Origin of the sequence: Bradyrhizobium sp. URHA0013, assembly GCF_000518345.1 — a bacterium.
Taxonomy (GTDB): domain Bacteria; phylum Pseudomonadota; class Alphaproteobacteria; order Rhizobiales; family Xanthobacteraceae; genus Bradyrhizobium.
Window position 1 is genome coordinate 103,401 of record NZ_KI912426.1, and the last position, 20,192, is coordinate 123,592.

17 protein-coding genes are annotated in these 20,192 nt (G+C 63.5%); 10 read left to right on the forward strand and 7 right to left on the reverse strand.

The genetic code is table 11. The annotated features are described in order from the left end of the window. Positions 1-2 precede the first annotated feature (2 nt). From N551_RS0121080 to N551_RS0121090, 3 genes are read right to left on the reverse strand one after another with little or no spacing between them, the layout of a single operon-like run. On the reverse strand, positions 3-2,816 hold the full coding sequence (locus tag N551_RS0121080; protein WP_027568562.1) for a DUF4159 domain-containing protein: 2,814 nt from the start codon (positions 2,814-2,816) through the stop codon (positions 3-5). After that, positions 2,813-3,757, reverse strand: a complete 945-nt coding sequence (locus N551_RS0121085) for a DUF58 domain-containing protein (RefSeq protein ID WP_027568563.1) — start codon at positions 3,755-3,757, stop codon at positions 2,813-2,815. Before N551_RS0121085 ends, N551_RS0121080 begins: the two co-directional genes overlap by 4 nt. Then, positions 3,757-4,755 (reverse strand): MoxR family ATPase, encoded by a 999-nt coding sequence (locus N551_RS0121090; RefSeq protein WP_027516392.1) that lies wholly within the window; start codon positions 4,753-4,755, stop codon positions 3,757-3,759. The genes N551_RS0121085 and N551_RS0121090 overlap by 1 nt, the downstream gene beginning before the upstream one ends. A gap of 280 nt (positions 4,756-5,035) precedes the next feature. Here N551_RS0121090 and N551_RS0121095 point away from each other — a divergent pair, with 280 nt between their 5' ends. The 5 genes from N551_RS0121095 to N551_RS0121115 are packed head-to-tail and all read left to right on the forward strand — an operon-like array spanning position 5,036 to position 8,605. Further along, positions 5,036-5,647, forward strand: coding sequence for a DUF1285 domain-containing protein (locus N551_RS0121095; protein WP_027568564.1), 612 nt, complete (start codon positions 5,036-5,038; stop codon positions 5,645-5,647). After that, the gene (locus N551_RS0121100) at positions 5,644-6,315 is read left to right on the forward strand and encodes a CoA pyrophosphatase (RefSeq protein ID WP_027568565.1); all 672 of its coding nucleotides are present in this window, start codon (positions 5,644-5,646) and stop codon (positions 6,313-6,315) included. The genes N551_RS0121095 and N551_RS0121100 overlap by 4 nt, the downstream gene beginning before the upstream one ends. After that, positions 6,312-6,575 (forward strand): DUF6111 family protein, encoded by a 264-nt coding sequence (locus tag N551_RS0121105; protein WP_018454951.1) that lies wholly within the window; start codon positions 6,312-6,314, stop codon positions 6,573-6,575. The genes N551_RS0121100 and N551_RS0121105 overlap by 4 nt, the downstream gene beginning before the upstream one ends. A 9-nt stretch (positions 6,576-6,584) precedes the next feature. Beyond that, positions 6,585-7,841, forward strand: coding sequence for a CCA tRNA nucleotidyltransferase (locus N551_RS0121110; RefSeq protein WP_027568566.1), 1,257 nt, complete (start codon positions 6,585-6,587; stop codon positions 7,839-7,841). Beyond that, positions 7,838-8,605, forward strand: coding sequence for a sulfite exporter TauE/SafE family protein (locus N551_RS0121115; protein ID WP_027568567.1), 768 nt, complete (start codon positions 7,838-7,840; stop codon positions 8,603-8,605). The genes N551_RS0121110 and N551_RS0121115 overlap by 4 nt, the downstream gene beginning before the upstream one ends. A 66-nt stretch (positions 8,606-8,671) precedes the next feature. Here the strand turns inward: N551_RS0121115 and N551_RS36125 are convergent, their stop codons facing one another. After that, positions 8,672-8,989, reverse strand: a complete 318-nt coding sequence (locus N551_RS36125) for a nuclear transport factor 2 family protein (RefSeq protein ID WP_245287834.1) — start codon at positions 8,987-8,989, stop codon at positions 8,672-8,674. A gap of 129 nt (positions 8,990-9,118) precedes the next feature. Between N551_RS36125 and N551_RS0121125 the strand changes: the two genes are divergently transcribed. From N551_RS0121125 to N551_RS0121135, 3 genes are all read left to right on the forward strand, one after another. Then, on the forward strand, positions 9,119-12,670 hold the full coding sequence (locus N551_RS0121125) for a response regulator transcription factor (RefSeq protein ID WP_027568568.1): 3,552 nt from the start codon (positions 9,119-9,121) through the stop codon (positions 12,668-12,670). A 347-nt stretch (positions 12,671-13,017) separates the two neighbouring features. Continuing rightward, on the forward strand, positions 13,018-14,040 hold the full coding sequence (locus N551_RS36130; RefSeq protein WP_245287835.1) for a major royal jelly family protein: 1,023 nt from the start codon (positions 13,018-13,020) through the stop codon (positions 14,038-14,040). A gap of 39 nt (positions 14,041-14,079) precedes the next feature. After that, positions 14,080-15,162, forward strand: coding sequence for a hypothetical protein (locus N551_RS0121135; protein ID WP_027568569.1), 1,083 nt, complete (start codon positions 14,080-14,082; stop codon positions 15,160-15,162). Between the two features lie 90 nt (positions 15,163-15,252). On the opposite strand, the gene N551_RS0121140 is transcribed toward N551_RS0121135, so the two are convergent. Then, positions 15,253-15,468 (reverse strand): hypothetical protein, encoded by a 216-nt coding sequence (locus tag N551_RS0121140; protein ID WP_007595064.1) that lies wholly within the window; start codon positions 15,466-15,468, stop codon positions 15,253-15,255. Positions 15,469-15,844: 376 nt separating this feature from the next. Here N551_RS0121140 and N551_RS0121145 point away from each other — a divergent pair, with 376 nt between their 5' ends. Beyond that, positions 15,845-16,918 (forward strand): TauD/TfdA family dioxygenase, encoded by a 1,074-nt coding sequence (locus N551_RS0121145; protein ID WP_027568570.1) that lies wholly within the window; start codon positions 15,845-15,847, stop codon positions 16,916-16,918. Positions 16,919-17,103: 185 nt separating this feature from the next. On the opposite strand, the gene N551_RS36135 is transcribed toward N551_RS0121145, so the two are convergent. Then, positions 17,104-18,015, reverse strand: coding sequence for a DUF1127 domain-containing protein (locus N551_RS36135; RefSeq protein WP_081747929.1), 912 nt, complete (start codon positions 18,013-18,015; stop codon positions 17,104-17,106). A 277-nt stretch (positions 18,016-18,292) separates the two neighbouring features. Here N551_RS36135 and N551_RS36140 point away from each other — a divergent pair, with 277 nt between their 5' ends. Continuing rightward, entirely contained in the window at positions 18,293-19,381 is a 1,089-nt protein-coding gene (locus tag N551_RS36140) for a winged helix-turn-helix domain-containing protein (protein WP_051462886.1), read from the forward strand. A gap of 456 nt (positions 19,382-19,837) precedes the next feature. On the opposite strand, the gene N551_RS0121165 is transcribed toward N551_RS36140, so the two are convergent. Continuing rightward, the gene (locus tag N551_RS0121165; RefSeq protein ID WP_027516401.1) at positions 19,838-20,041 is read right to left on the reverse strand and encodes a YodC family protein; all 204 of its coding nucleotides are present in this window, start codon (positions 20,039-20,041) and stop codon (positions 19,838-19,840) included. Positions 20,042-20,192: the final 151 nt, after the last annotated feature.

Genomic DNA, 20,192 nt, shown 5'->3' on the forward strand with positions numbered 1-20,192 from the left:
TCCTATTGCCCCAGCCGTTCGATCAGGGCCGGTGCGTGCACCTGGTCGGCCTTGTAGTTGCCGGTCAGCGTGTACATCACGATGTTGGCGCCGGCGCGGTAGGCGAATTCGCGCTGGCGGGGGTCGCCGCCGGTCACCGGCAACATGGCCTGGCCGTCGGGCCGCACGGCCCAGGCGCCGGCAAGGTCGTTCGAGGTGATGATGATCGGCGAGACGCCGTCGCCGCCGCGCGCCGGCCGCTGCGCGCTGTCCTCGTCGTCTTCGCGCGGCAAGGTCTCGACCCAAGTCTGGCCGGTTGTGAAGCGGCCGGGGAAGTCGCGCAAGAGAAAGAATGTCTTGGTCAACACGTGCTCGCGCGGCACCGGCTCCAGCTCGGGGACATCGAGCGAGGACAGGATCTCGCGGAGCGTCTGCATGGCGGGAGTCTGTGCGGCGCCGTTCGCGCCGGGCGGGGCTTCGACCGCGTCGCGGGTGTCGAACAGCACGGTGCCGCCCTGCTTCATATAGGCGTCGATCTTGTTGATCGCGTCCCGCGACGGCTTGGGCGCGCCCGGCACGATCGGCCAGTAGATCAGCGGGAAGAAGGCGAGCTCGTCGCGCGCCGGATCGATACCGACGGGATCGCCGGCCTCGAGCGCGGTGCGCTGCGCCAGGAACAGCGTCAGTCCCGATAGCCCGGCCCTGACGATGGAATCGACGTCGGCATTGCCGGTCACGACATAGGCAAGGCGGGTCTGCGACACCGCCTTCATCGCGAACTCGTCGGACGCGCTGTCCGCGTGCGACGGCGTCGGCGCGAACGCGGCGAGGCCTGCGAGCACCAGTCCGACGACGATCATCGCGGGCGCGGCGCGGCGGCGCAGCAGCGCGGCAAGGCCGCCGCCGAGCACCGCGACGATAACGGCGTCGATCAGGAACAGCGCGAGCGCCGTCGACAGCAGCCAGCCGCGCAAGTCCTGCGGCTCGGCATTGGTGTAGGTGGCGTGTCGGGCGTGCAGGCTCGCGGTGTTCAGGGCTGCGATACGGTCGGCGCTGGCAAGCGTGTTCACGGCGAGCGGTCCTTCTGCCGGACCATAGAAGCCCGGCGGATGATCGGGTGTGGCGCGGTCGCGATAATCCGCGGGCAGCGGCTTTGCGGCGGCCGGCGGCGGACCGAAAGCGCCGAAGCCGTCGAGGATGTGCAACGGCGCCACCGTCTCGGCGGTCCCTTCAGTGGCAACGCCTGCGCCCGGCTTGGCGGTATAGCCGGACATGTCGACGACGCGGCGCAGGATTTCGACGAAGGTGCCCGACATGGGCAGATCCGACCAGCGCATGTCGGCGCTGACGTGGAACAGGCTGACGACGCCCTTGCCGCGATGCTCGCCTGTTACCAGCGGCGTGCCGTCTTCCAGCGACGCCCAGCTCTTGGTGGCGAGCACGGCATCGGGCTCGGCGAGCACCTGGCGGCTGATGGTGACGTCCTTGGGGACCACGACGCCGGCAAACGGACCGTCGGCGGCAAAGGAGGCCAGATGTTGCGGCTTTTCCCAGGTCAGGCTGCCGCCGAGCGTCCGGCCGCCCTTGCGCAGCTTGACCGGGACGAGATCGTCCTCGGCCTGCGCCAACCGCGGACCGGCGAACCGCACCAGCACGCCGCCCTGGTCGATCCAGGCATTGAGGCGTTCGCGGATTTCCGGGGCGATGGTGCCGACATCGGCGAGGATGATCATCGGCAGCTTCTGGTCGAGGAACTGCGTGATGCCCTGCTGCGGCGAGCCCTTGTCGGCGAGCCGCACGTCGGCGAACGGCGCCAGCGCGCGGGTGAGATAGAAGGTCGGCGCCAGCAGCGGCTGCGCGGTCTCGCTGGTCGAGCCCGAGACGATGCCGATGGCGCGGCGGCGCCAGCGCTTGTCGAGCAGTTGCACTGCGCCTGCGGAGCGCTCACCGGCAATTTCAAGGCGCGTGATGTCGTTGCGTAGCTCGACCGGCAGATCGAACGACGCTTCGGTTTCCTTGTCCTGCGGGCCGAACGAATAACGCGCTTCGCCGATCGGCGAGGCCTTCTGGTCCAGCGCGCGCACGGTGCCGATGGCGATGCCGCTGTCGGTGCGCAGCACCTTCACCGTCATCCTCGCTGCGGCGTTCTCGGCCGCGACCAGGGCCAGCGGTGACGAGGTGCCGCCTTCGAACACGGTCAGGCTGCGGTCGCCGACGGTCTTGCCGAGGCCAGCCACGAATTCCTCGCCGCGACCGGTATCGACGCTGTCGGAGAGCCAGGCGATCTCGCAGTCGCCGGTCGCCTTCAGGAAGCGATCGATTGCGGTCAGGGTCTCGACGCGCTCGATCGAATACGGCTTCGGCGTGAGCTGCCGCAGCGCGACGCGCGCGGCGCCCGCCGGCATCAATGTGATATCGCGGTTCGGCTCGGACAGCGGCACCAGCGCAATCGCACGGCGGTCGTTCTCGGCACTCGCGATCAACTCGTCGGCGGCCCTGATCCGGATGTCCCAGTTCGAGGCCGCGCTCCAGCCGTCGTCGAACATGATCATCAGCGGCGCCTTGCTGGCGGCCGCGCCTGTTTGCGGATTCCAGATCGGACCGGCGGCGGCGAAAATGACCAGCGCGGCAGCCAGCAGCCGCAATGCGGTCAGCCACCACGGCGTCCGCGACGGGGTCTCGTCGCGCGGTGCGATGTCGAACAACAGGCGCGTCGGCGGAAACTCGATGCGGCGCGGCCGCGGCGGCATCACGCGCAACAGCCACCACAGCACCGGCAGGCTGACGAGGCCGATCAGGAGCAGCGGTTCGGTGAAGGCGAGCGGCAGTCCCATCATGCTGCCGGCCCCGCCTTGATCGTGGTGGTGCGGGCGCCCGACTTGCTCACCTGCATGCCGGCATGCAGGAACAGCAAGAGCTCAGCGGCCGAGCGGTCGGTGGCGTGCGTCGTGAACAGCCAGTCGAGCTTGTTGGTCTCGGCGCGGATCTGGTCGCGGTGCAGCGCGAGCCGCGCGGTGTAATCCTGCGCCCAGCTCTCGGCGCGGCCGGCGGTGATCACGCCGAACCCTTCCGGCTCGACGAACTCGACGCGGCCGGAATACGGGAACGATTCCTCGGCGGGATCGACGACCTGGACCAGCGTGCCATGCGCACCGGAGCCGGACAGGCCGGCGAGCGTGGTCCTGATCTCGGAGATCGGCGACCAGAAGTCCGACAGCACGATCGTCTCGGCCAGCGCCGCGGGCACGAAGGACGGCGGCAGGCTCAAGCGGTCGGCATCGTCATGCAGCATCGCCTGCGCCATCTTGTCGATGACGCTGCGGCTCGCGGTCGGTGCCATCAGCCCGGGAATGCCGACGCGTTCGCCGCCGGAGACGAGTAGCTCGGCCAGCGCGAAGGCGACGATCAGCGTCCGCTCGAGCTTGGATTCACGCGCGTGCTTTGAAGCGAACGCCATCGAGGGCGAGCGGTCGGGCCAGATCCAGACCGTGTGCGAGGCTTCCCATTCGAGCTCGCGGACGTAGAGGAGATCGTCGCGCGCCGAGCGCCGCCAGTCGACGTTCTGCGACGGCTCGCCGGAGACGAAGCGGCGGTATTGCCAAAAATTTTCGCCGGAGCCGGCGCGGCGACGGCCGTGCAGGCCGTGGATGACGTTGGCGGCGATGCGGCGGGCCTCGAGCACCAGGCGCGGCAGCGAAGCGGCGAGCGTGCGGCTTTCGCCATCGGCACGTCGGATCGCGATGACCTCCTTCGCTGCGTGCCCGTTCTCCGCCGCCATCAACCGATCCGTGTCTTCAATTGCCGGATCACGTCCGGAATCGTGCGGCCTTCGGCGCGCGCCTGGAATGTCAGCGCCATGCGGTGCTTCAGCACGGGCTCGGCGAGGTCGAGCACGTCGTCGATCGAGGGCGCGAGGCGGCCGTCGATCAGCGCGCGTGCGCGCACCGCGAGCATCAGCGATTGGCTGGCGCGCGGGCCCGGTCCCCAGGCGATGAACTTGCTGGTGTCGCCGCCATCCGGACCCGGACGGGCCGAGCGCACCAGCGACAGGATCGCCTCGACCACGGAATCGCCGACCGGCAGCCGCCGGATCAGTCGCTGCGCGGTGATGAGTGCATCAGGGGTCATCGCGCCCTTTGCCAGCGTCTCGTCGGCGCCGGTGGTCTCGAACAGGATGCGGCGCTCGGCGTCACGATCGGGATAGTCGACGTCGATCTCCATCAGGAAGCGGTCGAGCTGGGCTTCAGGCAGCGGATAGGTGCCTTCCTGCTCCAGCGGGTTTTGCGTGGCGAGCACGTGGAACGGCTTCGGCAGATCGTGACGCGCGCCGGCAACGGTGATGTGCTGCTCCTGCATCGCCTGGAGCAGCGCAGATTGCGTGCGCGGGCTGGCGCGGTTGATCTCGTCGGCCATCAGCAGTTGCGCGAACACGGGGCCGGAGATGAAGCGGAAGGCACGCTTGCCGGAGGTGCTCTCGTCGAGCACTTCGGCGCCGAGAATGTCCGACGGCATCAGGTCGGGCGTGAACTGGATGCGCTTGGCATCGAGGCCGAGCGTGATGCCGAGCGTCTCGACCAGCTTGGTCTTGGCGAGACCGGGGACGCCGATCAACAGCGCATGGCCGCCGGAGAGGATGGTGACCAGCGTGTTCTCGATCACGCGATCCTGACCGAAGATGACGGACGCGATTGCATCCTTTGCCGCACGAATCTGGCTCGACACCTGCTCGGCTGAACGGACTACTCCGTCTTCGAGCTTCTCGACACTCTCAGCCATCCGTTAGCTCCTTCAGCCTGCCATGCGGCTCGCTTGCGTCGTCATGTCATCACGTCCTCAACTCAAGACGTGGGCCCTATGCTAGACTTGCAGGAAGGCCATGTATTCGTTGAATTAACCTATCCCCACCTTATCGGCTTAGGGATATGTAGGGCATCACGAAGTGGCGACCTCCACACCGGACGAATGCGGGGTGGAACCGAGCACCCGGATACAACGTAAACCTGCACCAATCGTGCCAAATGACCGATCGTGCCAAATGACAAAGTCAGGGCAAACCATGGCGAACCAAGGGCAGAGCGCCGATCGCGGTCTTGAGGGGCTGACTGCCGCTGCCAAAACTGCTGCCGATGCCGAAGGCGCCAAAAAGGGCCTGCCTCCGGTGCATTTGTGGAATCCGCCGTTCTGCGGCGATCTCGACATGCGAATCGCGTCCGACGGTACTTGGTTCTATTTGGGGACGCCAATCGGCCGTCATGCTTTGGTTCGCCTGTTCTCGACCATCCTCAAGCGTGAAGGCGACAAGCATTTCCTCGTCACGCCGGTGGAGAAGGTCGGCATTCGCGTCGATGACGCGCCGTTCATGGCGGTCGAGATGCAGACGGACGGCGAGGACAACCACCGCGTGCTCCGCTTCCGCACCAATGTCGACGACTGGGTCACCTGCGATGCGGCGCACCGGCTGCGCTTCGAACAGGCCAAAGACGGCGGGCTGACGCCCTATCTGCATGTCCGCGCCGAGCTCTGGGCCAAGGTCACCCGCGCGCTCTATTACGATCTGGTTGACATGGGTGAGGAGCGGATGGTCGATGGCCAGCCGATGTTCGGTGTCGAATCGGCCGGAGAATTCTTCGCCATGGCCGATGCGGAGCAGGTGAGGGCCGCGCTTTGAACAAGCCTATCTCCAGGAACGATCCCGCCGTGATTGGTGCGGCCGACTTCTTCGCCCGCTCCGCCGCGCGGCTCGGCTTCGACGTTCCGCCCGGTCTCTACGATCCCAACATCATTCCGGCCTCGGGCGATCCCGGTACCGACAAGATGCTCGAGATCATCGCGCGCGAGCAGCCGGTGCGTCCGGCGGCGGTCCTGATCGCAGTGGTCGATCATCCCGAGCCGACCATCCTCCTGACGCAGCGCTCGGCGCATCTGAACGACCATGCCGGCCAGATCGCCTTTCCCGGCGGCAAGATCGACGCGACCGACCGCTCGCCGCTCGATGCGGCGCTGCGCGAGGCCGAGGAGGAGGTCGGGCTGTCCAGAGACTTTGTCGAGCCGATCGGCTATCTCGATCTCTATGGCACCGGCTTCGGCTTCCGCATCCTGCCCACGGTTGCCAGGGTGCGCCCGGGTTTTGAGCTGACGATCAACCATTCCGAGGTTGATGACGCGTTCGAAGTGCCGCTATCCTTCCTGATGAACCCGGCCAACCACCAGGTGCACAGCAAGGAATTCCGCGGCATGGAGCGGTCCTACTACGCGATGCCGTTTGCCGAACGCTACATCTGGGGCGCGACGGCCGGCATGCTGCGCGTACTCTACGAGCGGATCTATTCCTCATGATCCGCCCGATCCTGACCGAGATCGGAATCTTCCTCGTTCCCTTTGCCGTCTATGCGCTGTTCCTGGCCGCCACGCGTTCCGGCCTGTTCGTGCAATCGTCCTGGCCGATCACCATCGTCGCGCGCCTCATGCTGGCGGCGCTCGTGCTGGTGATCGCGGGGCTGATCGGCTTTGCGCATTTCTCCGGCGCCGCGCCGGATTCGACCTATGTCCCCGCCCATGTCGAGAACGGCAAGCTCGTGCCGGGCGTGGAAAGATAGGGCCGGCCGATGAGCGCGGTGCCCATGCTCGCCGATGCGCCCTGGCTGATTTCGGGCGGGACCGCGCGCGTCCTGCAATTGCTCAACGCGGATGGCGAGGAGGCGCGGGTTGTCGGCGGCGCCGTGCGCAACGCGCTGCTCGGCCTTATCCCCGGTGACATCGACATCGCGACCACGGCGCTCCCGCACGAGGTGATACGGCGCGCCAAGAGCGCCGGCATCAAGGCCGTGCCGACCGGCATCGACCACGGCACCGTCACCCTCGTCATCGACAGCCAGCCTTACGAAGTCACGACGCTGCGCGAGGATACCGAGACCTTCGGCCGCAAGGCCAAGGTCGCGTTCGGCCGCGACTGGGTGAAGGACGCCGAGCGTCGCGACTTCACGATGAACGGGCTCTCGGTCGATGCTGACGGCGTCGTCCACGATTACGTCGGAGGCATCGCGGATGCGGCGGCGCGGCGCGTGCGCTTCATCGGTGATCCCGACCAGCGCATCGCCGAGGATTTCCTGCGCATCCTGCGCTTCTTCCGCATCCACGCCGCCTTTGGCGCCGGCGATCCCGATCGCGACGGTTATCTCGCCTGCATCCGGGGACGCGCCGGCCTTGCGAGCCTGTCGGCCGAGCGGCTGCGCATGGAGATGCTGAAGCTGCTGGCGGCTGGCGGCGCCTCTGCCGCCGCGCTCGCCATGGCGGATGGCGGATTGGTGCAGGCGCTGACCGGCGGCGTGGTCTACACCGGGCCGCTCTCGGCGATGATCGCGATCGAGCGCGAGCTTGGCCTCGCCGCGAGCAGCACGCGGCGGCTCGCCGCGCTGACGGTCGCGGTGACCGAAGACGCCAAGCGCGTCGCCACGCGTTTGAGGCTCTCCAATGCGGAAACCAAGGCGCTCGATTCGATGGGGCACCGCTGGTGGCGCTTGGCCACCAAGGGCGAAGCCGATGCGCGGCGATTGCTCTACCGGCTCGGCGCGGAGCGCTATCACGATCGCGTGTTGCTGGGCTGGGCGCGAGCCGGCGGTGACGTCGGCTCATCGCGATGGCGTGCGCTCGCCGAGCTGCCGCAGCGCTGGACTGCGCCGAAATTTCCGCTCCGCGCCGCCGACTTCATCGCGCGCGGCATGGCGGAAGGACCTGCGCTCGGACATGTCTTGACGCTCGCCGAGGACGCTTGGCTTGCGGCGGATTTTCCCCTAGAGGAAGCCGCACTCGCTTCCATCGCCGATCAAGCTGCGGCACGAATCAGCCGCGACGAGAGAACGTGACCATCGTCTCAGGCTTCGCCGACATCTCGATCTTTCAGCTCCTGCTGGTCGCGTTGATGGCGCTGTTTGCTTCGATCATCGGTGGTCTCGCCGGCTACGGCACCGGCGCCTTGATGCCGCTGGTGCTGGTCCCTCTCGTTGGCGCCGAGCCCGTGGTGCCGATCATCGCGATCTCCGCGATCTTCACCAATTCCAGCCGCGCGGTCGCCTATCTCCGCTATGCCGATCGCCGCCGCGCGCTGATCGTGCTGGCCTGTGCGGCACTGACGACCGCGCTCGGCGCCTACGGCTATACGCGCCTCACCAATGCGGGCGCGGCGCTGGTGATCGGCTCCATGCTGATCCTGAGCGTGCCGCTGCGCCGTGTGCTCCGCCGCCGCCAGGTCAAGATCGGCGACACTGGTCTCGCGGCAGGCTCGGTCGGCTATGGCGTGCTGGTCGGCGGCACTTCCGGCTCCGGCGTGATCCTGCTGTCGCTGCTGATGGCCGCCGGCCTCGAAGGCGCCGCCGTCATCGCGACCGATGCAATGATCTCGCTCGGCACCGGCCTGATCAAGATCTCGGTGTTTGGACTGGCCGGTGCCGTCACCGCGCAGGTGCTCGCCTTTGCGCTTCTGATCGGTGCCATCGCGATTCCCGGCGCGTTCCTGGCCAAAGCCTTTGTCGAGCGGATGCCGGTACACATCCACACCGCGATCCTCGACGTCGCCGTCATCACGGGCGGCCTCGTGATGATCTCGGCTGCGGCGAGGCAGCTCATCTAATCAAGTCGGATGTGGCACGCGTCCCGCTGCGGGGTTTGGATCACGCCGCAGGCCTAGTGTGAGGGACTACAGCTCCAGTTCCTTGATCCTGCCGGCGGCGTCAAACGCCAAGAGTGCACTCATCACGCCGGCACTGGTGATGTACGAGATAATGGTGCCGTCGTTGCGCCAGGGATTGAGATCATCCAACGTGCCCGCCGGATATTTTCGGAGGCGATCAACCCAATAGGCACGAAGTGCCTCGCGCCCGGTAATGGTTTGGCCGCCGGCGCAGCCGCAGTGGACCACGGCGTCCTCGGCATAGAGTTCCAAAATCGCTTCGATGTCGCCCGCGCGGTAAGCATCGAGCCAGTCGACTGCAACGGCCATGGGATCAAAGGACATATTTTTCACTCACATGCGTCCAAATCTGGTTCAGGCCGGGGAACCACCGAGCCTCCTATGATTTTAATATCCCACCCGGTCACGGCCATATGCCGAAGGACATAGGGGACCGGGCCGAGGGCAAGATCGATGTTGGACGCGTCCGCCAGGCAGGGGATACTCAAGCCCATCCGGCTTTTGCTCGTCGATCCACAGCCGATCGTTTTGCAGGGACTGAGGTCGGTCCTCGGGACGCAGCCGGATTTCGACGTTGTCGCAGCGTCCAGCGATCGGACAAGCTGCCTCCAAGCAATTCGGAAGCTGACGCCTGACGTCGCGCTTCTTGCCGACAAGGTGCCGGATCTCACGGTCTCCGAGATCCTCGCGATCGTGAAGGCTGAGAAGCTCTCCACCCGCCTGGTGTTCTTCACCGAGTCCGACACCGACCACGATCTGGCTTCCGCCATCGCAGCCGGCGCCTGCAGCGCAATTTCGAAATATGCCTCTCCCGCCACGATGCTGCGATCACTGCGTCTGATGACGAAGAGCGGTGTGGCACTGGAGAAGTCCGATCTCTCTGCAACCGGCAAGGAAGCGGACGGCGACGGCAAAGTCGAAAAGATGCTGGAGCTGTTGACGCAACGGGAACGTCAAATTGCACGACTCGTGGCGGAAGGACTATCGAACAAGGAGATCGCGCGCCAGCTCAACGTTTCCGACGGGACGGTCAAAGTCCACCTGTACAATATTTTCCAGAAGCTTGAGATCACCAACAGGACTGTGCTCGCGACCATCGCGTTGCTGCAACGCCCCTCCGGCCTGGCCGCGCTCTCGCTGGCCTTTCTGGCGTTCGCTATTGCGGACGAACTCAAGGCGTCGGAAGCGAGCGACATCTTTCCGGATCAGAACGGCAACGGCCATGCGGAAGAGCACGCCGCCTACGAGCCCTGGAAAAAAGGGATTCTCCGGCACCTCGTCGTCTGGGAATCCGGCGAGACGCCCACGCAAGCCCAGAGAGATCTGTTCGCCAAGGCCGCCCAAATCACGAACCCGGCGGCCGCAATGGAAGCGCTGCGCACGGCCGAGCAATCTGGAGGCTCGAAAGCGTGGACACACCACGGTCCAGCAGGATCGGGCGCGCCCGATCTTCCGCGCTTACTGCGCGAAGTAATCGACATACAAATCGGTGACGACCCGGCCCCGGAACATCAATTCCCGCGGCTTCTTTCCAATGCGATGTCGATGCACGGAGGGTATGGCAACTTTGCTATTCTCACCGGTGCGTTGATCTACGCACTGCAGGACCCCCATCTCGCCGTCCACGCGCATGACCTCCGTGAAGCCTCGCTCGACAGCATCCTGGCCGCCACCGAAGAGAGTGCGACCACAAAACTGGCCGCGATCACCCATGCTGCTGCCAATCCTGACGACCATTCAGCCCCAAGTTTTCTTTCGCAGGATGTCCACCTGTCTTCCGCCGTTGTGACCGCTGGACACGACAATGCCGCTCAAGAAGGCGCTCTGGTTCAAAAAGGCGCAGGCGATGCGGGTGACAATCTCCATACACCTGTTGGCGCGGACCCTGGTCACGATGCCGGTAGCGGCGTAGGCGGCAACGTTGAAAAAATTGTTTATCGCTCCCCGATCGACTCCGAGTCTGACCATTTCAACTCGACCTCACCCGACACTGTGTTCGATTTCGCGTCGGGGCCGGGCAGGATCAATCTTGCGGCTTTCGGAGCGCTTGCCTGGCTGCATATGACGGCGGCAACCAAGTCTATACCGCCACATACACTCGCCTGGGTCTACGACTCCGCAAGCAACGAAACGATCGTCTATGTGAATGCGACCGATCGTGTCCTTGATGTCGGCGATCGCGGCCTGCTGGAAATCCATCTCGAGGGGATTGTGGCCGTTGCGGAGGCGGATGTCGGCTCCGAGCCAGATGGTGCGGCTGTTGCGACCACCTTGGAGCAGCTCGAAGCAGTGCTGATATCGGCGACCGAAACCGATGCGACTGTTTCGAGCAAGGATCATGTCCAAACCACTATCGAGGGGAGCGAGAGCTCGCTCGGGACGTCTGGAGCCTGGGCGATTCTGGCCAACGGCGGCTCGGGCTTCCAGTTTGGGCAGGCTCGCTTGGGAACGTCGACGAGGCTCGGAAGCTCCACCGGCGCATCGGCGGATGCAACGGAAGAGAGCGATGGTGCGTCTGCCGCGTCGGCTCACGGATCATCCATCGAGCTTGCTCATGGCGCGACGGCCCCGGCAGCCGCAAATGTCACATCGAACAGTGGTCCGGCCAATACGGGCAACGGCGTTTCGTCGACTGCACCGAACGAGATCGGCCAACCCAATATCGTAATCGCCGACAATGCGGGGCACGGCAACTCGCAGCACGCTTCGGACCCATCGATTGAAGCTGGCTCCAAACCGGGCAACGGCGTCGGCAATGGCGCCGAGCATCACGATAAGGCCCCGGAGGCTCCGGGAGGGTCAGCGAAGAAGGCAGACCCAGACGGCGCGGAACACGGCAAAGCCGGGCACTCAAACGCTGCAAAAGCACCGGACGCAGCTGATACCGATCCCGACGTCGCAACGGCCGCCAACGCGGGTCACGGCAACTCAAAGCACGCTTCGGAGCCGGGGTCAGCAAAGGCGGCAGCCGACGAATCGACTGAAGCTGGCTCCAAACCGGCCAAGGGCGTCGGCAATGGCGCCGCGCATCACGATAAGGCCTCTGAGGCTCCGGGAGGGTCAGCGAAGAAGGCAGAACCAGCGGGCGAGGATCATGGTAAATCCGGGCACTCAACCGCACCGGACGCAGCCGAGATCGATCCAGGCGCCGCAACGGCTGCCGGCGCAGTCCACGGCAACTCGCAGCACGCTTCGAAACCAGAGTCTGCAAAGGCGGCAGCCGGCGAACCGACTGAAGCCGGCTCCAAACCGGGCAACGGCGGCGAGCACCACGCTTCGGCTTCTGATGCGGCGCACGGACCAGCGAAGACGGCAGAACCAGGGGCTGCGGAACACGGCAAATCCGGCCAATCAGCCGCTGCAAACGCATCGGACGCAACTGAGGCCGATCCGGCTGCCGCAACGGCCGCCAACGCGGGCCACGGCAACGCGCAACACGTTTCGGAGCCAGGGTCTGCAAAGGCGGCAAGCACGGAATCGACTGAAGCTGGAGGCAAACCGGCCAACGGCACGGGCGACGGCGAGCATCACGCTTCGGCTTCGCACGCTGCGGGGACAGTGAAGACGGCAGAACCAGCCACGGTGGACCGCGGCAACCCGAACAACGAGTTACACTCGACCTCATCAAACACATCGCAAGCAGCCGACATCACAGAGCCGAGCGTCGCAGCCGCCGGTAACGCCGGACGCGGCAACTCGCAGCACCCTGCGCAATCTGCTGCAATCGCATCGGAAGACGCGCACCCCGCCAAAGCTGCGTTGGGGATCGGCGGCCTGGACCAAGGACCGGTGTTCCGCTTCGATAGCGGCGCAACTCCTTCGACTCTCGTTGCGGTCGTTGAGCTGAAACAGCTTAATAATCCACTCGATCCGCACGTTCCGCATGGTCAAGCGGAGGACCTCGCCAAAATCGTCCCTCATGCACTGAACGGACACACGGACGATCACGGCAACAACGGCCCGCATCAAGCGATTGTACCTGCGCATCATGATTTGCTGATCTGAACTGCGATCGCGACGGCGGCGATGATCTCGCTCGCCCCGCCATATGCCTCGGCACCTATCATCGCTCGACTGCTCGATGGAACCAGCCGTCAAACGCGCGTTGGCAGACGTGGAGTCGCTAGGAACGATCGAAGGAAAGCCGGATTGGGCCCTAAACTTTTTGGAAAGGGCCTCTCATGCGTGCAATCGCGTTCAGCTCCTGCGTAGCAATTGTGCTATCCATTTCGTCCGCGGTTCATGCGCAATCCGCAACAGAGGATATCAAGTCCAAGGCCCAGCGGCTTGTCGCGCCTCTTGTCGAAAGTCGCGACAGCCGGCTGCAATCGGTCGCAACGTTTGAGCATCAGGTGACCGGCGTTACGGTCGCTCCGGACGGCCGCATCTTCGTGAACTTCCCGCGCTGGAGGGAGGATACGCCGGTTTCGGTGGCCGAACTCATGCCGGACGGATCGACCAAGCCATATCCCAGCGAGGAATGGAACGGCTGGCGCAACGCGCGAATGTCCGAGGTATCGCCCAAGGATCACTTCGTTTGCGTTCAAAGTGTTGTTGCGGACCGGCGCGGATCGCTTTGGGTCGTCGATCCCGCGGCTCCCAATGCCGAGAAGACCGTGAAGGGTGGACCAAAGATCGTCGAAGTCGATCTGAAGTCGAATACTGTGAAGCGGACCTTTCCGATCGGGCCCGACGTCGCTGGTCCGGCCAGCTATCTCAACGACATCCGTATCGCCCCCGACGGAAAATTCGCCTATCTGACCGATTCCGGTTCGCCCGGCGGCCTGGTTGTCCTCAACATCGAGTCCGGGCAGGCTTGGCGTGTGCTGAGCGATGATCCTTCGACCCAATTCGATCCGAGCGTCACCGTGATGACAGATGGCCAGCCCTTGCGGCGCCCGGACGGACGGCAGCCCTTGTTCAATGCCGATAGTCTGGCGCTCTCGAAGGACGGCAACACTCTCTATTGGCAGGCCCTGACCGGAAAGACTCTGTACCGGATCGCCACGTCCAGTATCCAGAGTGCGGACGCGGCGGCTCACGCTCGCCCGGAAACAGTAGCAACGACGGAGCCCGTCGATGGGCTCTGGACCGGCGAACATGACGAAATCTATCTGAGCTCGATCGCTAACAATGCCGTCAAGGTCCTCAACCCCAGCGATGGGACCGTGCGACAGCTGTTGACGGATTCGCGCCTGCGCTGGCCGGACACCTTCTCGCAAGGTCCTGATGGCGCAATCTATATCACCGCGTCTCATATCCAGGATTCACCCTGGTTCCACATGGCCTGGACGGACAAGAACTTCACGCTGTTCAAGTTCATGCCCGGCGACGCGAACACCGTCGGGTCAAGTCGCGAGCCGAGCCGGCAGTAAGCACACGGCTCGGGAGGCGGCTCAGGACGAGGAGGACAGATGGCCCATTGGGTTGAGCCTATAGCCGGCACGCTGCTGATGGCCCTGGTCCTTGCCGACGTATTCCTCACGGTTCTCTACGCACGCGCCGGCACCGGAATCACCAGCGACCGCCTGGCTAGACTGGTCTGGCTTGCACTGCGCCGGCTTTCGTCGGCCGGCAATGGCAATCATTTGCTTTCATTCTGCGGCCCGTTGATCGTGGTCGCCTTGCTGCTGACCTGGTCTAGTCTGCTCGCGATCGGGGCTGCACTGATCGTGCACCCACAGCTCGGGACCAGCATTACCAACAGCAATCAGGAAACCCCAACCGACTTCGTGACCGCGCTTTACGTCGCCGGAAGCAGCCTCTCGATCGTAGGCGGCAGCAATTTTGGTCCGCAAAGCGCCGGAGCGAAACTGCTGTTTCTTCTGAATTCGGTGATCGGGACCTCAGTCATATCGCTTACTATCACTTACCTGATGCAGATCTACGGCGCGCTCAGGAGCAGGAACACGCTTTGCCTCAAGATTCAAGCGCTTTGCGGTGAGACCGGCGATGCCGCGGACCTGCTCGCGCATCTGTTCGCAAATAACCAGCTGAGTGCGGGTTACAACAATTTGTCCGAGTTGGCCGCAGAGGTTACAGACACCAAAGAAGCGCACCACTTCTATCCCGTTCTGTTCTACTTCCGCTTCCCTGAACCGTTCTACTCCGTCTCCCGGTCGTCACTCATCGTCCTCGATGCCGTCTCGCTGATCAGAAGTGCGTTGCCGAAGGACGCCGATTGGCTCAAGCAATCCGGCGCAGTCACCCAATTATGGTCCTCCGCGCTGCTACTCCTTTCGACCCTTAATAATGTTTTCCTGCACGAGAAAGCGTCGGCTGAAGCCCACGATGGAGATCGGCAAGTCTGGCGGGTCCGGTTCGACAATGCACGACGGCGGCTCCGGCAAGCTGGCATCAGTGTCACCGACGATCTTCCGCATTCCTGCGAATCCTACATGGAACAGCGAAGAAGGTGGGACTCTCTGGTTTGCGTGCTTGGCAATTCCATGGCTTACCGGCCTTCGGACATCGATCCGGCGATACAAAGGGCGTAAACCCCTGGCCGATTCTCGCCGAGCGCGCCTGGTCTCGCGTCTCAGAAACGCGACGCCTTCGGCGGATCAGCCTCGTTGGGCAGAACTGTTTCAAGGCTGCAGCCGTGAGAGCAGACGTTGCCGATCCTGATCGCGACGTCGCTGCTCCATGCGCATCCGTTCGAGCTCGCCTTCCGCTTTGGCTGTGTCCTCGTTCTGGCGCTTCATTTCAATGATCAGCGCCTCCTGCTCCGCGAGCCGGCGTTCTCCTTCGACCACGTCGCGCTCGATCTGCCTCAGCTCATCATATATCGCCGTCGTGTACATCGCGATCCTCGCGCGGCCGTGCTGCAGAAGGCACGCCGGAGAGCAGTTTTCGCCTCTTCCAGGAGCTTGATCGGGCCGCTTGGTGCGGCCTTGACCGAAGCGCAAGGCGCATGACTTTCAACTCAATCAGCTTCTCGAACGTTCCGGCTGTTTCCGTTTTTTCCCGAGCTTGGATCGGTCGAACGAGCGGCCGTGTTGTAATCATTTTGGCGGAAGCGGCTCACCTAACACGCGACTGCCTGGAACGGACCTCCTCGCGGCGACAATGCACTCGGCTCAGGGCTGCGCCTCAGTCAAGTTGCAAACAAGCGGTCGGCACAATATCGTCGATCGTCCGCCCGCATGTCTGACGTCCGATCTTTCAGGAGCCAACACTATGAATGTGGTCTCAGTGCCCGGCGGGATCCATCGCCCTCCAGGGAAGGTCGATATCCCGTCTGCCTGGCGGGGCGCTGAGATGAAAGCCAATCCCGATCGATGGTTGATATCGCTTGCGGCCGGCGAGATCGCGGAACTTGAGGGCGCGGCTGAAACGTATCTGGGCAAAAACAAAAGAATTGCCGAGATCACGAAGGAAAGCTTTCCGCTTCCCCGCTTCGGCGCGCATCTGGAAGAGCTTAAGACAACGCTCCTGGCTGGCCTTGGCTTCGAAGTGATCCGCGGCCTGCCGGTGGCAAAATATAACCAGGAGCTCGCCGCGACGATATTTTGTGGGGTGGGCGCGCATCTTGGATCGGCGCGGTCTCAGAATGCAGCGGGTCACATTCTCGGTCACGTCCGTGACACCGGCGCCGATGCGAAGGATCCGAACACCCGCATTTATCAAACCTCGGAACGGCAGACATTCCACACGGATTCGTCCGACGTGGTTGGATTGTTATGCATTCGCGAGGCGATGGAGGGAGGGGATTCTCTCCTTGTCAGTACGACGACAATCTACAACGAGATGTTTGACAGGCGTCCCGACCTTGCCACCCTCTTGTTTGATCCGATCGCGACAGACCGGCGAGGCGAGGTGCCGGAGAACGAAAAGCCATATCTTGAAATCCCGGTGCTGAATTGGCATGCGGGGTTCCTGACCGGGTTCTATCAGCGCCAGTATATCGATAGTGCGCAGCGCTTCCCCGATGCGCCGAGACTGACTCCGGCTCACGTCGAGGCGCTCGATCTCTTCGACACGCTCGCAAATGATCCCGGGCTGCATTTCGGCATGCGGCTTCAGCCGGGTGACATGCAGTTCGTTTACAATCATGCCTTGTTGCATGACCGGACCGGATTCCGCGATTGGCCCGATGCAGGCCAGAAGCGTCATCTATTGCGGCTCTGGCTCAGCATGGAAGGCGACCGGCCGCTGCCCGATTGTTTCAAACAGCGCTATGGCTCGATTGAGATTGGCAACCGCGGCGGCATCATCACCAAAGGTACCAGTTTGAACGTCCCGTTGGATTGACGTTCCGGATGGTTTGAACCGGAAGCCCAGACCCAACTTGGCCTCGCAAGCTCTAGCCGCAGGAGCAGGCCGGACAATCCCTTCGACAGCGCCAAGCTGAAACTCTCAACGTGGCTCGACGCGACCAGGGCGAGTATCCATAAATGCCGCTTCTCGGCGTAAAGCGGACTTACGCATCACCCGAGCTACTTGAATGCCGCGGTCTCCGCCGGGGCGGGTGTACTTGGCCGCACGAATACAATGGTGGAGTTCACTGGAATTTCGGCGTTCTCGCGGGTGCCCTGGCCGATGAGAATGAGGCCTGCTCCACCATTGGCCACCGTCAGGATGACCGGTTCACCCGCCCATGTCCTGATCGGCTCCATCCCGATGATGAGAAACTCACCGATTGGCTGGTCCAAGTACTGAAGTCTCAGCTGCGGAGCGATTTCTGCGGGCGCAAGTCCGAAACCCAGCCGTTGCGCGCGCGCATAGATTTCGGTCAACGACGCTGTCTCGCCCTTGAAGCCGAGCTCCGCGGCCGAGACAGGGACGAGCCGCACGTCCGTTTTCTTGCCACTCAGAGTAAAAGCCGGCCGCGCAAGGACTTCAGCAGCGGCGCTTCCGACGTCGCAGCCCATTGCACTCATCGCCTTGCGAAGGGCGCGCATGTCCCTGAATGTCCCTATCGCAATCGTCTTCCACAGCCGAACATCGGCGGCCGAACTGACGGGAGTCTGCGATCGCTGCACCGGAGGAGCAGTCTTGAGGTCCAGGTGATTGCGCAGAACGTCCTGCGCGGTGCATTGAGCTTTGGCCTCGCTAGCGAAAGCGAGGATAAGCGCGCCACAGAGCAGCAGGGCAATAACGCCGACGTCGCGTTCTGTCGAACGATTCGGCCTCGCGATGTCTCGGTGCGAGGCGATGTAATCGATCTCGCCGCGCGTCGTGCCGATGTCCATGAGCTCCCTGTCGCTGAGGCCGCGCAGGGTCGCTTGTGCACGCCGGCGTCTACGGCGCTCCCGCCATGTGCTCAAGAATTGCTGGACGAGGCTGACAACGCGCTGCGTTGATCCGAAGGGCCGTCGCATCCATGCGGCGCCATAGATCGCGCTCATCGCAATCTCCTTTGGCTTGCTTCTCACCGAGGGCTAAGGTGCCAATGCTCGGTCCGGCACGCTTGACGAGGGGCTTACATTTTTCTCACCGGCGGCTTATTCTTTGCGTCCAAGGCGGTGCGGGGGCGTTTCCGTGCGGCTGACGTCGGCCGATCCCGCGACGCTGGGCAAGGCACACTTGATATTCGGCTTACATTTTTCCGTTCGAAGGCCTATCCTCGCCGGACAATCGCTGCGGCGCTCTCGGAAGTAGAGGGCAAGCCTGGGGAATGGTGCCATGCGCTATTTCTTCGAGGACTGTGTGCTGGATACCGACCGGCGCGAGTTGCGGCGCGGGGCCGATGCCGTGCCTACGACGCCACAGGTACTTGATCTGCTCGGCTATTTGATCCGCAGCAGGGATCGCGTCGTCAGCAAGGATGATCTCATAAACGCGATTTGGAATGGTCGGATCGTGTCCGACGCGGCGCTGACGACCCGATTGAACGCGGTCCGACGCGCGATCGGCGACTCAGGCGTGCAACAACGTCTTATCAAGACATTTCCACGAAAGGGCTTTCGTTTCGTGGGCGCTGTCCACGATGACGAGCGATGTCCCGAAACTGCGGTGACATCAGGCGCCCTCGCAGAACCGGCGAATCTTGCGCGCGCAGCCGCGGAGGCAGCGGTTTTGGTCCCGGAGTTCTCCGAAAAAGTAGCTTTCAAATGGCGGTCCAAGAACTGGGTGCGTCACATCAGAGGCCCTCTGAAGTTCGTCGGCGGGACGCTGGCGTCGGTTGCTGCCATCGGTGCAATTGCCGGCGGCCTTGTCGGTTATTGGAATGTTTGGAAGACGCTCCGTACCGACGCGGTTCAGGAAGCTCGAGAGCTTCACGGACAGCCGATAGTCAGGCCCGAGATCGCGCATCGTCTCTCTCTCATCGTGTTGCCCTTCGCCAACCTCAACAACGATCCAGAGCAGGATCACCTTGCCGATGCCATCACGACAGATTTGACGACCGATCTTGCGCGAGCGCCCGCCACTTTCGTCATCGGACGCGAGGCCGCCCGCACCTACAAGAATAAGTCGATCGATCTGAAGCAGCTTGGAACGGATATCGGCACCCGCTGGGCGGTGCGCGGCGCGGTGAAGCGCAGCGGAGATCAGGTGCGGATCAGCGTATCGCTGACTGATCTTCAGACTGCGCACGACGTATGGTCCGACCGGTTCGACGGCGATCGGACAGATCTAGCCATCTTGCAGAAGAATATCACGGTGCGGCTCCTCTGTGTTGCGCACCTGCAGCTCCGCCAATACGAAGAAGCCATCGAACCGTGTAGCCGATCGCTAAATATCGGCGCGGGCCTTCAGGCTTACACAAGCTGATCTCGGCCTACGGCCGACGGGACAAATGGGAGTTGCCGTGACAGTGCTGGCTGCACCACTTAGGCGAGATACGATAATTACAGGCAGGGCGTTCCGAGGATGGCCTTCTGCTTCCAGGAATTCAGATGCTGAAAGTATCCGCCGAGGGACTCGGCCAGCAAAGTGTAACGGCCGTCAGTCCCTTGGTGACCGACAGGCGGCTGTCCCATGATTGAATTCCCTGCCAGACGCCTGCGAGCCGTCGGTTGCGAGCGCGCTGCGTCTTTCGGAATGTCCTGCTCCATTGTCGCCTCCGCCTTTTCGGTTCTGACAAGAAGATGAATCCGGACAGCGCCTCGTCGGCCGTTCTGCGCCATGCAGCGATGTCCGCTATCGCGCCTTTTTGGCGGAGAAGCGGACATCACGCGCGCCGGAGCTGTGCGCTCCGACCAAACTAGGACGTGGCCTCAGCCGCGCTTACTCCTCGTCTTCGTCATCATCCTCGTCTTCGTCGTCGAGCTCTTCCAGTCGATCGAGCACCGCGAGCGGCAGCGTCTCGCGAAACAGATCGCCTTCTGCGCCCATCCAGAGACAGATCACGTCGTCGCCCTTCACGTCAGCGACGGTGAGCGGCTGCCCGCCTGATTTCAGCATGACGATATCGCCGGCTTTTAGTTCCATGGATGGTCCTTTCGGTTGATTGACGGAGAAGCTAGCAAACCGGCATGACATGCCGATCACGGGCTACTTGGTCAGTGGATGTGTTGCGGTAGCGCGCATGCGCCGGCCGGGCTGCTGAAATCGATCAGAGAGCTTTAGGCCGGAGCGATCC